The organism is Erwinia sp. QL-Z3 (assembly GCF_004551645.1).
Classification (GTDB): domain Bacteria; phylum Pseudomonadota; class Gammaproteobacteria; order Enterobacterales; family Enterobacteriaceae; genus Erwinia; species Erwinia billingiae.
In genome coordinates this window covers 1,841,850-1,854,892 of record NZ_CP037950.1, presented here as the reverse complement: position 1 = coordinate 1,854,892, position 13,043 = coordinate 1,841,850, and the positions used below count along the sequence as shown (strand labels likewise).

Annotated in this window: 5 protein-coding genes; 1 reads left to right on the top strand and 4 read right to left on the bottom strand. The window is 59.8% G+C overall.

Annotation, left to right across the window (positions count from 1 at the left end; all coding sequences use genetic code 11):
* Positions 1-41: 41 nt before the first annotated feature.
* On the bottom strand, positions 42-1,694 hold the full coding sequence (locus E2F51_RS09105; protein ID WP_134823259.1) for a dihydroxyacetone kinase subunit DhaK: 1,653 nt from the start codon (positions 1,692-1,694) through the stop codon (positions 42-44).
* A gap of 688 nt (positions 1,695-2,382) precedes the next feature.
* Between E2F51_RS09105 and leuA the strand changes: the two genes are divergently transcribed.
* Entirely contained in the window at positions 2,383-4,056 is a 1,674-nt protein-coding gene (leuA, locus tag E2F51_RS09100; RefSeq protein WP_134823258.1) for a 2-isopropylmalate synthase, read from the top strand.
* On the opposite strand, the gene E2F51_RS09095 is transcribed toward leuA, so the two are convergent.
* The 3 genes from E2F51_RS09095 to E2F51_RS09085 form a co-directional block, all read right to left on the bottom strand.
* Complete coding sequence (locus tag E2F51_RS09095; RefSeq protein ID WP_013200405.1) at positions 4,029-4,802, bottom strand: helix-turn-helix transcriptional regulator; 774 nt, start codon at positions 4,800-4,802, stop codon at positions 4,029-4,031. The genes leuA and E2F51_RS09095 overlap by 28 nt on opposite strands.
* Positions 4,803-4,996: 194 nt before the next feature.
* Positions 4,997-6,541, bottom strand: coding sequence for a PAS domain-containing methyl-accepting chemotaxis protein (locus tag E2F51_RS09090; RefSeq protein WP_134823257.1), 1,545 nt, complete (start codon positions 6,539-6,541; stop codon positions 4,997-4,999).
* A 295-nt stretch (positions 6,542-6,836) separates the two neighbouring features.
* Positions 6,837-12,992 (bottom strand): autotransporter outer membrane beta-barrel domain-containing protein, encoded by a 6,156-nt coding sequence (locus E2F51_RS09085; protein ID WP_134823256.1) that lies wholly within the window; start codon positions 12,990-12,992, stop codon positions 6,837-6,839.
* Positions 12,993-13,043 lie beyond the last annotated feature (51 nt).

The following is a 13,043-nucleotide window of genomic DNA, read 5'->3' as shown; positions in this document are numbered from 1 at the left end:
TGCCGACGCCGAGACACCCGAGCCGGTTTTGACCTTACCCCTTAAGCCTTACCGCCCTTAGCCAACTCAGCAAACACCTGCTCCACGGCATAAGCGCCTGGGTCTTTCACCCCGTTCAGACTGTCCTTGTTCAGATACGATGAACGTCCGGCTTTGGCTGAACTCATCTTCGCGGTGCTGTCCGCCCCCTTCTTCGCCGCGGCAGCCACCTTCTTCAAATCCTTACCGGCGACCAAGGCTTCAAAGGCCGGATGCAACGCATCGATCATCGTGCGATGACCCGGCTGCGCGCCGCCGTAATGCTGCATTCTGTCCAGACCCCAACTCAACGCCTTCGCCAACGGCTCGCCCTCTTCCAGCTTCTGCCCCGCCGCGGTAAACATAATCGACATCAATACCCCGCTGGAACCGCCCATCACCACCGCTAACTGCTCACCGACATAGGTCAGCAGACTGGACAGATCGTCTAATGGCAATGCCTTCGCCTTTAAGTCCTTCAACACCTTGCCCGCGCCGGCCGCAAAGGTTGAACCGGTGTCACCGTCACCGACCTTCGCATCCAGCTGATTCAACTCACTCTCTAATCCCACCAACGTGCTGCAAATGGCCTTCACCACCGCAGCAACCCTGACATTCTCCGATGGCTTCACCTTCTGCTGGGAGGCCACTTTCTTACCTTTGATCACCTTCGGAGCCTTCACCTTCACCGCCGACTGCCAACCGCTGGCCTCGACCGGCGCCAGCAATGCTTCCTCCAACGAAGGCGTCAATACCAGCGTCGAAAGGGAAAAGCCCTTCATGTCCAACGCACTCACCAGGGTTGCCGGCCCCACCAACTGCTTAACGGTTTTACCTAAATCCGTTTTCAACACCTCGCGGGTTAGCACCGCCATCTCCAGCGCCGAAAAACCGCCCAGATTGTTCACTAACAACGCCACCTTCTTGCCATCCGGATTGTGCTTCGCCAGCTTCTCCACCAACACGCTGACGATCTCCTCGCTGTTCTGCGTCTTCAGCGTCGATGCACCCGGTTCGCCATGAATGCCCATGCCCAACTCGCTCTGCCCTTCCTTCACCCGATCGTCGCGCGTCTCACCAGGCACATGACAGGTGGAAAATGCCAAACCAATACTCGCCGTGGCCGCAATCGCTTTATTCGCCAGCGCCGTCACGTCTTTTAAGGATTTGCCCTGCTCTGCCGCATAACCGGCCACCTTATGCACCAACGCCGTTCCCGCAATGCCGCGCGGCTGCGGGTTATCCGGCAGGGCGATATCATCGGTCACCATCACCAAATCGACCTTGAAGCCCAGCTTCTTCGCCTTCTCCGCCGCCAGACCAAAATTGAGCCGATCGCCGGTGTAGTTTTTGACGATCAGCAAACAGCCTTTCTTACCGGTTACGTTAACAATGGCGCTTAATACCGCGTCAACGCTGGGTGAGGCAAAAATATCGCCGCAAACGGCTGCGGTCAGCATCCCTTTGCCGACAAAACCAACGTGAGCCGGCTCATGACCGGAACCACCGCCGGAAATCAACGCCACGCGCGACTTATCCCAGTCATTGCGCACCACCACCCGGATATCCGGCCCCACGTCCAGCTGACTGATATTGTGATAACCACTGCTAATCAGGGCACCTTCGATGGCTTCATTGACCAGGCCGCTCTTCTGATTCATAAAAAACTGACTCATGACGCTTCTCTCTCTGATGATGTGAATGATGAAGGGGAAAACGAGCTAAGTGTCTAACTGTAGCTGAATTATTTTTCGTGATTGGGCAAAAAGAGTCAGTAACGCGATGCAGTAATAGAAGCGCATTTCCAGAAAATCTGGCGGCAATACTAAAATAGCGATTACTGACTCCGCTAATTATTCATTCTTAATATAAAGGCCACAGCAGAATAATGTCCTGCTGACGTTTTAAAAAACCTGATACATGCCGTTACAATCAGTGAATTTTTTTCAACGTTAATTACAACCGACTGATATAGATCAGTTTTATGATTACTCATTACCCGGACGAAATGTTTCACATTCTGAAAAAGGTCAGGAGAGTGTTGTTTTTGTCACATTTCACCGTAAAGCTTGCTGCAATTTTCCGAGAAATGGCTTAAAAATATGGCGGATTTCCATGAACAGCTTGTGGCAAAGATTGTTTTCCTATAAAAAATAAGCCAGCGGATTTTTATACAACCAACAATTAATACCGCTGACAGCAAATCTCTTTGGTTCAACACGCCAATTCCAGGGCGTTCAGAAGGCAGACCGCAAGGTCTGCTTTTTTTTCATTTGTCACTTTTGCCACACTGATTGTCAGCTTTCCGCCAGTCTCTGCCGCGACCTGCGGTCATGATGGTTCTCCCTTTTCAGGAGACTCATCATGCTGTTATCCCCCGCAGAAAAATACCCCACGTCCCCGGTGCTGGCACTCCCCGACCGTCAGTGGCCGGGCAGGACCTTAACCCAGGCACCACGCTGGTTATCCCCCGATCTCCGCGACGGCAATCAGGCGCTGGCCGAGCCGATGGACAGCCAGCGCAAAATGCTGTTCTGGAACCTGCTGCTGCAGTGCGGTTTCACCGAAATTGAAGTGGCGTTTCCGTCGGCGTCACAGACGGACTTTGCCTTTGTCCGTGAGCTGATCGAAGGGGATCATATCCCCGAAAACGTCACCATTCAGGTACTGACCCAGGCCCGCAGTGACTTAATCGACCGCACCTTTGCCGCCCTTGAAGGCGCACATCGCGCCACTTTGCATCTGTATAACGCCACCGCACCGGTGTTCCGTAAGCTGGTGTTCCGCCAAAGCCGGGAAGAGATCGTCGCGCTGGCAGTCAACGCCACCCGACAAATTCGCCAGCGCTGCGAAGAGAACCCGGCCACCCGGTGGACGTTTGAATACTCGCCGGAAACCTTCTGTTTTACCGAAAGTGACTTTGCGCTGGAGATTTGTGAAGCCGTCGCCGCCGTCTGGCAACCCTGTGCCGAACGCCCGATGATCGTCAACTTACCGGCCACGGTGGAAGTGAACACCCCGAACGTTTATGCCGATCAGATTGAGCACTTCTGCCGCCATTTTTCGGCGCGATCGCAGGTGTGTATCAGCGTGCACCCGCATAACGACCGTGGCACCGGCATAGCCTGTGCCGAACTGGCGATGCTGGCCGGGGCCGACCGCGTTGAAGGCTGCCTGTTTGGCAACGGCGAGCGCACCGGCAATGTCGATCTGGTGACGCTGGCGCTGAACCTTTATACCCAGGGCATCCCGCCGGGTCTCGATTTCAGCCAGATTAAACAGGTGGTGGAAACCGTCGAGCAGTGCAACCAGCTGCCGGTGCATCCCCGCCATCCGTATGCCGGTGAACTGGTGTTTACCGCCTTTTCCGGATCGCATCAGGATGCGATTAAAAAAGGCTTCAGCGCCCGCCGGCAGACGCCGGACGCGCAGTGGGAAGTGCCGTATCTGCCCATCGATCCGGCGGATATCGGTTGCAGCTATGAAGCGGTGATCCGCGTTAACAGCCAGTCGGGGAAAAGCGGTGCCGCCTGGATGATCGAGCAAAACCACGGCCTGTCCCTGCCTCGCGCGCTGCAACAGCATTTCAGCCATCACGTGCAGCAGCAGGCCGACAGCGAAGGCGGGGAAATGACCCAGGCCGCCATCTGGCAACTGTTCTGCCGCCTGTATGGCTTAACCTCGCCCGCGCTGCAACTGCATGATTACCGCAGTCAGAGCGAAGGCGGCGAACTGCTGTTACAGGGCGAACTTTGGCAGGGCGAAAAACGCCAGAAACTGGACGGTCGGGGAAAGGGCCTGCTGTCGGCGGCCGTGGCGGCATTGAGCAAAACCTATAACGTCACGCTGTCGATCCAGGATTACCACGAGCATACGCTGGGGCAACACAGTGACAGCCGCTCGGTGACCTATCTGCGCTGCATCCTGCCGGACGGCCAGAGCAGCTGGGGCGTCGGCATCGATGGCGACGTGGCCAGAGCTTCTCTGCAGGCGCTGCTCAACGCCTTCGCTCACTGGACGTCTTTGGCCGGGAAATAGTCGCTGGGCGCCACGCCCATAATCCGCCGGAACATGGCGCTGAAGGCACTGTGGCTTTCGTAACCCATATCCAGCGCCACGCGCAGCACCGACTCACCCGCTGCCAGCCGCGTCAGGGCTTCCATCAGCCTGGCGCGGCGCACCCAGTCACTGAACTGCAGGCCGGTTTCCTGATAAAAACGTCGGGCCAGCGTCCTGCTGCTGACACTCAGCTGGCTGGCGCTATTTTCCAGCGTCCAGCGTTCGGCGGGCTGCGTGCGGATGCGTTGGCACAGGGCCACCAGCGGCGGCGTCTGTGGCTCCGGCAGGCAAAACGGCAACGCCGCCATCACCCGGATTTCATCCAGCATCAGCTCGTAAATCCGCTCGGTGCGGGTGTTGGCCGAATAAGACGGCGGCAGCGACAGCGAGCTGACGATCAACTCTCTCAGCAACGGCGAAACCTGCACCACCTGACAGCTGACCGGCAAATCCGCGCGGGCGAGCGGGTCGATAAACAGCGTCCTCGCCGCCACCTGGCCGGTGATCTGCAACGCATGCCGCACGCCAGCGGGCATCCAGACGCCGCGCCCCGGCGGCACAATCCAGTGTCCGGCGGCGGTTTCAACCCTGACCACGCCGGTCAGGCTGTGGATCAGCTGCGCGCAGTCGTGGTGGTGCATCTGTTCGCGGTCGCCATGCTGATAATCATGGGCAAAAGGGATCAGTGGACGGGTGGAAAATTCGGGGATAAAGGTGGTCGACATGACGGTTACCGGCGGCAGGTGGTGACAGAAACGTATCACGCCACCGGTGAGAAATGCGAGCCGGTTGCAGTGCAATATTATGCGGCAATCGGACTGGCCAATGCGAGCCGGTTGCAGTGCATTATTATGCGGCAACCGGACTGGCCAACGCGAGCCGGTTGCCGCGCATTCGCGCGCCGCAACCGGGACCGGGGTTAGCGGAAGACGCTGATCGCTTCCACCAGCCGCGTTGCCTGACGCGTCATGCGGCCGGAGGCCTGAGCGCCCTCTTCCACCCGCGCGGCGTTTTGATGGGTGATGTTATCCAGGTCTTCCACCGCCAGGCTGACTTCGCTGAGCGCGGTGGCCTGCTCGGAGGTCGCCGCGCTGATCTGCGCAATCAGTGAGGTGACGTTCTGGACCTGGCTGACGATGTTTTCCATGGTTTTACCGGCATCATTGACGTGATCGCTGCCTAAACGCACCTTGGTGGCGCTGTTTTCCACCAGATTCTTGATCTCACTGGCGGCGACCGCGCTGCGTTGCGCCAGGCTGCGGACTTCGCCAGCCACCACCGCAAAGCCTTTACCCTGCTCGCCGGCGCGTGCGGCTTCCACCGCGGCGTTCAGCGCCAGGATATTGGTCTGGAAGGCAATGCCGTCGATCACGCTGGTAATGCTGGCGATTTTCTTCGAACTCTCGTCGATTTCGGCCATCATCGTCACCATCTCGTTCATCGCCTTGCCGCCTTTGGTGGCCACATCGCTGGTGCTTTTCGACAGCGTGTTCACCTGACGGGCGGTTTCGGTATTGCTCTGCACCGTCGCGGTCATTTCGTTCATGGTGGCGGCGGTTTGCTGCACGTTGGCGGCCGCTTGTTCGGTGCGGCGGCTCAGTTCGTTGTTGCCGTGGGCGATGGCATCGCTGGCACTCAGCACGTTAATCGCCTGGCCGCTGACGTCATCCACCAGCCAGCGGAACATCAGCCCCAGCTGACCCACCGCCCGCAGCGTCATGCCGACGTCATCCACCCGATCGGTTTCATCCCCCTTGTGGCTGGCCCCGGTCGCCACCTTCAGCGCCTGCTGGCACATCCGCTCGATCGGGCGGGAAATCTGCTGCTCCAGCCAGGCCGACGCCAGCATTAACAGCACCGCCATGACGGCGGCAAAGATCGCCAGCGACCGGCCCGGCAAGCCCAGTAGCCAGACGCCCAGCAGCGCCAACGGCAACAAGGCGATCATCGCGCTGCGGATGCGCCAGCGCAGAGACAGGGTTTTAAACAGCGTGGTCCAGCTCAGCAAGCCGGTACGCACCAGCAGCCCTTTATGGAAGCGCCAGCCTTTACGCTTCCCTTCGCGGAACTCGCGGTACAGCTTTTCGGTTTCACGCACTTCCTGCTTGCCGGGTTTGGTGCGAACCGACATAAATCCCTGCACCTTGCCGTCCCGGACCACCGGAATGGCGTTGGCACGCACCCAGTAATGATCGCCATTTTTACGGCGGTTTTTCACCAGCCCGGTCCAGGGTTCGCCCTGCTTGAGGGTCGCCCACATATCGGCAAAGGCTTCAGGCGGCATATCCGGATGGCGCACCATATTGTGCGGCTGGCCGACGATCTCTTCCGGCGAAAATCCGCTGGCCTCAATAAACGCATCGTTGGCATAGGTGATGTGGCTGCTGATGTCTGTGGTGGTCATCAGAGTGGCATTATCGTCAAACACATATTCCTGCTGTGTTACGGGCAAATTTGTACGCATGAATCAACATCCTTGAGGCTGTCGCCAGGATTGGGGTTAGGCAGAAGAGTTATCTTTTTTTATAGTTTCGGCGGGAAATCAGTGAACTTTAGCGACTTAACCTAACTTTTGCGATCCAGGCCAAAAAGCAGACAAAGCCCTTCCGCTGCGTGATTAGTGCACTTTGAACCGGTTCCAGGGCAGGCAATGCCCCTTGAATTGCTAAGCCATTATTATTAAGGCGGGTTTTAGTGTATTGCGGATGTATCTTCAGTGAGGGGGAATAACGGGCTGAGTTTCCCCAGCCCGCGATCTGTCAGAATGTCCAGCGGACGCCGGCGTTATAGCGCCAGCCTTTCGCTCCGTTGCCATCAATCTCTTTGCGGTAATCCGCTTCCGCATACAGCGAGACGTCATTTTTAAAGGTGGTGGTGCCGCCCACGCCTAACTCCCACATCTGACCAAACTGGCCGCCGGTGAAGGTGTGATCGAAGTTATCGTAGCCCTGCTGACCAAGGGTGGTTTTCGACTGGCCACCCCACCCTTTATAGACATTGCCGCGAACATACGGCGTGTACTGGCGTTCGCTGTCATCGGTCCAGGTTCTGTCCAGCCGCGCGCCAAGACGCCCGATGGTCTGGTTGTAGTCATTGTATTTCACCGTCAGGTTGTCCTTGTCGGTGAAGTTGTCTATGTCCAGATGCAGATACATCAGCTGCGCCTGCGGCTCCAGCCGCACGCCGTTGCCCAGCTCAAACGGATAGCCACTTTCCAGCGAGGCGGTCCAGCCCTGGCCTTTCAGCTTCGCCACCGTTTTCTGCCGGGCGATATCGGTTTCACCCCGATGCCAGTCGTACGACAGCACGCCATCCAGATAGAAGCCGTTATCGCGCTGCCAGGTGCCATACAGCGCCAGGCTGTCGCTGTCGAAGGTGGTGCTGCTGTAACCGTCCGCCGCATCCGGGCGCAGGCGGGTGTTGCCGCGCGTATAGGCAATACCGCCGCGCAGACTGTCTTTTTCACCATCAAACTTCAGCAGGTTGCCGCCCACCTGCACCGCGCTGTAATCCTCATCAAAATCGTAGCCAAAGGCCTTAAAGGATTGGTTGGTTTTGTAGGTCATGTTCGAGCCGATATAGCGCAGGAACATTTCGCCGCCGTAGCCTTCCGGCTGGCTTTGCTGATGGCGAAGTTCACCCAAACGTTTATGCAGGTCATCAATGATTGCGGTGGTGTAGTACGCCAGGCCCAGCGGCGCAGAGATATAGGCCGGCACCTGCGGCACCACGGCCGGACGGCCTGGCGCACAGGTATCAATGCCATCCTTGACGCAATTGTCAGCCGGCGGGTTGCTCAGGCCCGCGCCATCCGGCGTGGTCGCCACCGCCGCCACGTTGGCGCCGGGCTGGCAGGCAATGCCACCTTCGCAGACGTATTTGTTCGCCAGGCGGTAATCCCAGAACTGGTTGGTGTTGCCGTCGCCCACCCGCCGCTGGTTAGCGTCACTGCTGCCCGGCGCGAAGCTGTACAGCACGTAGCTCCAGGGCCCGGCGGCCAGATACCCGCCTTTTAAGGCAAAGCTGTCCGCGCGGGCACTGCCTGCCACCTGCGCCAGCGAGATCCCTTCATAGCCTTCCACGGTGCTGCTGTGGTTAAGATCGGTCAGATTACCGTTGCTGAGTACGCTGGGCGTGACATCCAGCAAGGTGGTGCCGCTGGCGTTGCCTTCCACACGCAGATTGTCGGTGAACTGATTGCTCAGCACGCCGCCCTCATTCAGATCGGTGTTCAGCTTTACCTGACCATTGTCAGAGGCCAGATTACCGTCAATCGACAGCGCATTACCCGGCGAACCGCTGCCGTTGGTCAGATCGATAATCCCGGCATTGTTCACCGTCAGCGAATTGTTGCTGCCGCCGGCAAGGGTGGGATTGACGCCGTTACCGGCATACAGGATCGAATCAGCCGCGATAGCGATCGTGCTGTGCGCCAGTTGCAGATCGTCGGTCAGCTCCCAGCGGCTGCCGGTGAAGTTGATGGTGCTCCAGCCGCTGCCCAGATTGACGCCTTTGCTCAGGTCGTCTGAGGCGAAGGAGCCGCCGCGTGCGTCGATGTTGTTAAAGGTCAGCGCGCCACCCGTTGCGCCACCGTTGGTGATATGCCGGGTCTGGCTGAGATCGACGCCATCGATCAGCGCCGAGTTATTCACGCCGCCACCGAGCGTCAGGCTGCCGTTCAGCGTGCCGCCTGTCCAGCGCAGGCTGTCCGTGCCGCCGCCGGTGCTGACATCGCCGACCACATCCCCTTCCGTCAGCAGCACCACGTCATTGGCATCACTGCCCGCCACCGCCTGCCCCAGCGGCGATGTGGTGGTGATGGTACCGAGGTTTTCAAATACCGCCGTGCCGCCGCGCAGATCCACCACCGGTGCGGTGGTGCTGGCGGAGGTCAGGGTGCCGGTATTCAGCACCGAGCGGGCGGTTCCCGCCACCAGCGCCGAGCCGCCGTTGATGCTGGTGATATTCACGTTCGCCGCCGACTGTACGTTGCCAGTGGTGTTGGCGCGGATGCCGGTTCCGCCCGCGCCGCTGACGTTAAACTGATAGTCGTCGCCGAGGATCAGATCGTTGTCAGTGGCAGCGCCGTCGGCCTGGGTGAAGTTCAGACCGGTGCCGCTGCCGGAGACGTTGGTGGTCACCCGCGATCCGGCATCAAACGGCACCGCGGTGCGCAGGCCGCTGCCGTTGGCGACGTTCACCGTCAGGTTATTCAGCGTTACGTTGCCGGTTTCCACCCGGTTTTCAATGCCGTTTCCGCTGCCGTTAACGTTGAGCGTGGCGTCGCTGGCGGTTAACGCTGCGGCGCCGCTATCCAGCAGAATGCCGTGCGCCGTACCGTTGGTGGTGATCACCGTGTCGCTGCCGGTCAGGGCCAGGCTGGACCCGCTGCCGACCCGCACGCCAGCGATGCCATCAGCCACGTTGATTTCGCCGCCGCGCGCCAGCGTGGTGCCGCTGCCGCTGATATCCAGCCCGGTGCCCTGCGCGACGTTAACCACGCCCTGATTGGTGATATTGCTGCCGCTGCGGGTGCGGATGCCGATATTGTTGGCCCCGTTCAGAGTGACGTTACCCTGATTGACCAGCGTGCCGCCGTTGGCGACGTCATAGCCGATGGCATTCTGACCGCTGCCGGTGACGCTGGCCTGGCTGGTGACGGCGGTGGCGGCGGAAGTGCCGTTGAGGGCATTGCTGAGGTCAGTGCGCAGATTATTGACCCGTACGCCCACGCTGTTGGCGCCGTTGAGGGTGAGGGTGCTGCCGCTTGCCAGGGTGCCATTGGCGCCGCCTTCCACGCTGACCGCCGTGGCGCCGTCACCGTTGGCGATAAACTGACTGCTGCCGCTGTTAAACTGGCTGCCGCTGCCAGAGGCAATCACTCCGGTGCTGTCGGCCCCGCTGAGGGTGATGGCGGCCGGAGAGGTGAAGTTCAGCGCCGCCGCATCGTCGATACGGTACAGCGTTGAGCGATCGGTGCTGACGGTGTTGGTTGAGGTCGCGCTGTTGATCGCCGAGCCTGCGCCCGCCGCATGGTAGGCAATCTGGTCGGTATTGTTGAACACCGGGGTGGAGGCCGCATTCAGATTCACTCGCGCGCCGTTCAACGCTTCCGCACCGATGGCACCGAGGCCGTTCATGGCGATCGCGCCATTCAGGTTGGCGATGGCGTTGCTGCCCGTTGCGCTGACGCCACGGGTGCGGCTGGTGGTGCTGCCGCCGTTAATGTTGAGGGTGCCGGTGTTGTTTGCGGTGGTCGCCTGCGGCGTGCCGCCTACCACCCGGATGCCGGTCCCGCCGTTATTGACCGAGATATTGCCGCTGTTGCTGGCGGTGGCACCACTTTCCACCGAGATGCCGGTGGTGCCCGCCCCGGAAAAGTTAATGTCGCCGGTATTGGTCAGCTGCGCACGGTTGCGGGCAATCAGCCCGGTCAGGCCGCTCTGCGTTGAACCCAGCGCCGCGTTCGAGACCAGCGTAGTCGCGGTCTGGGCCTGGCCGCTGTTTTTGCCCGATAAATCATGCTTCTGCCCGTCCGCAATCGCGCCAACCGCGTTCGCGCCGCTGAGGTTAATATTGGTGGCGGCATCAATGGTGCCGGTGGCACCGCCTTCGACAATCACCCCGGTCGCGCCGGTGCCGGACACGTTGATATCGGCATTCTGGGTGCTGATTTGCGTGCCGCCGGTGCCGGTGCCCAGCACGCCGACCGAGTTGGCTCCGGAGGCGGTTAGCGCCAGGTTGGTGCCATCAAAATCGGCCCCTTGCTCCAGACGGAACAGGGTTGAGCCGGTGGTGGTGACGTCAAAGGCGTTGTTGCCCACCACATTGATTTTGGCATTGGGGCCGTAGGCAAAAAAGGCAATCTGATTGCTGCCCTGGCTGAAGCTCGGAATGGCGGCGCTGTCGACATTGACCGTGGCGTTGCCGCGCGCATGGACGCCAATCGCCCCGGTGCCGGTCAGGTTGATGGCGCCATCGACATTGGCCGTCGAGGTGCCGCTTCCCTGTCCTTCAACCCAGATGCCGAAGTTGCGGGTGCCGCTGGCGGGATCGGCGCCGCCCGCCACGTTGATGGTGCCGGTTGAATTGGCGGATGCCTGATTGCCGTTGGTGGCGACGACTTTCACCCCGGTGGAGTTAATGCCGTTGAGGTTAAGCGTGCCGGCGTTATTGATGTTGCCGCCGAGGCCGGCGTTGACGATCGACATGCCGATATTTTCACGCGGCACCGTCGAGGCCGCGCCGTTAACGCTGATGGTCCCGTTGTTGACCATGCGGGTGCTGTTGCCGCCGGTGGCCAGCATCCCGGCCGCATTCTGCACTTTGCTGCCAATCACAATGTTACCGTCATTGGTGGCCGTGCCGCCCGCGCTGACCGAAATACCGCTGGTGGTGCCGCTCTGGTTCATCGCCGTATCGGCCACGCTGTCTGAGGCGCTGTTTTGCGGGCCGCGTCCGATATAAATGGTGCCCTGCGCGTTATTGGTAAACTGCGACGTTGCGCCGACCGCCACGCCGCTGGTGGTGCCGCTGGCGCTGGAACCGTTAACGCCAACGTTGATAATGCCGCTGTTATCGGCGGTGGCGCTGTCGGTCAGGTTTATGGCCGCGGTGTAACCGCCGGCAGGGTTACCGGTGGTGGCAAAGTTAACGATGCCGCCCGGGTTGTTGCTGAAAGTGCCGGTGCCGGCAACGTTCACCCCGTTTGAGTTATAGCCGGTCGAGCCGACGCCCGTGCCGTCAACCCGGTTGAAGAAGCCGCCATTAATCACGCCATTGTTAGTGCCGGTGCTGCTGTTCAGGCTCAGCGCCGCGCTGTCCGATCCCAACGAGCCCTGGCTTGCCACCTTGCCATTATTGACCACGGTGGCACCGTTGGTGGCACGGATAGCGCCGCCGTTGGCCCCCGCCACTTCCAGTCGGGCGGTGGATGCCACGGTGATGGTCGCACCCGCACCCGTCGCATTCAGCACCACGCGGTCGCCAACCGCCTGCGCCACATCATCCAGCGGGTCGTCAGCGGTGATGGCGTAAGCGCTATTCTGATTGGATTTGCTAAAGGCCTTATTGAATTCGGTCAGGTAACTGCTGGTGGCGAGATTACCGGCTTTCAACTCGGTAATCAGCCAGTCGTTGTAGCTTTTTAAGCTGGCCGCATTGGTGACGTTAAATGCCCGGCTGTTGCCATCCAGCGTGGTGACGCTGAACGCGCCGTTGTAAGTTGCCACGTTGGTAACCTGAAATTGCCGGGGCACGGTCGGATCGGCGGCGACGCCGGTGAAAGTAATGCGGTTCTGCGACGTCCAGTTGATTGACGCCGGATCGGCCGTGGAGGTGCTTTCGGCATTGAATAAGGTGGTCTGTTTGGCCGCCATGGTCCAGCTGTTGTTGGCCGAAGTGATGCTGGCACCCGCCTGACCAATATTGACGTCGAGCGCGCCAGCGGTGACGTCAGAGACCCGCGCGTCGATATATTGCCGGTCGCCAACGTTCACCACGTCCGGCACGCTGTTGGCGGCGGTGACCGGAGCCTGATCGACCAGACTGCCGGGATTATACACCTGGAAAGTGGTGTTACCGCCGGTGGTGGGATCGGGAATGGTGATGCCAAAATTCTGCGGGCCGGGATCGAGGCGCGCGGCACCAATCAGCGCCGCCCCCGAGGTAATGCGCGAACTGTTGAGTAAGTCGCCGAGCACCGTCGGCTGCGTCCCGACCAGGCCCGGATCGAATTGCTGAATGCCGGTTAACGATTGCGAAGCGCCATCGGTAATATTCAGCGAACCAACTTTTCCGTCATTCGCCGTCGGATTATAACTATCCAGTACCGCCGCCCAGGCAACGGGCAGTGGAATAAAGACCGCCTGCGCGGCTAATAAACCCATCATTACCGGATTCAGTTTTAACCTCATCGTTTTTCTCCACGCAAAACCCATCACGTGCCTGAAATAAAACAGACACCA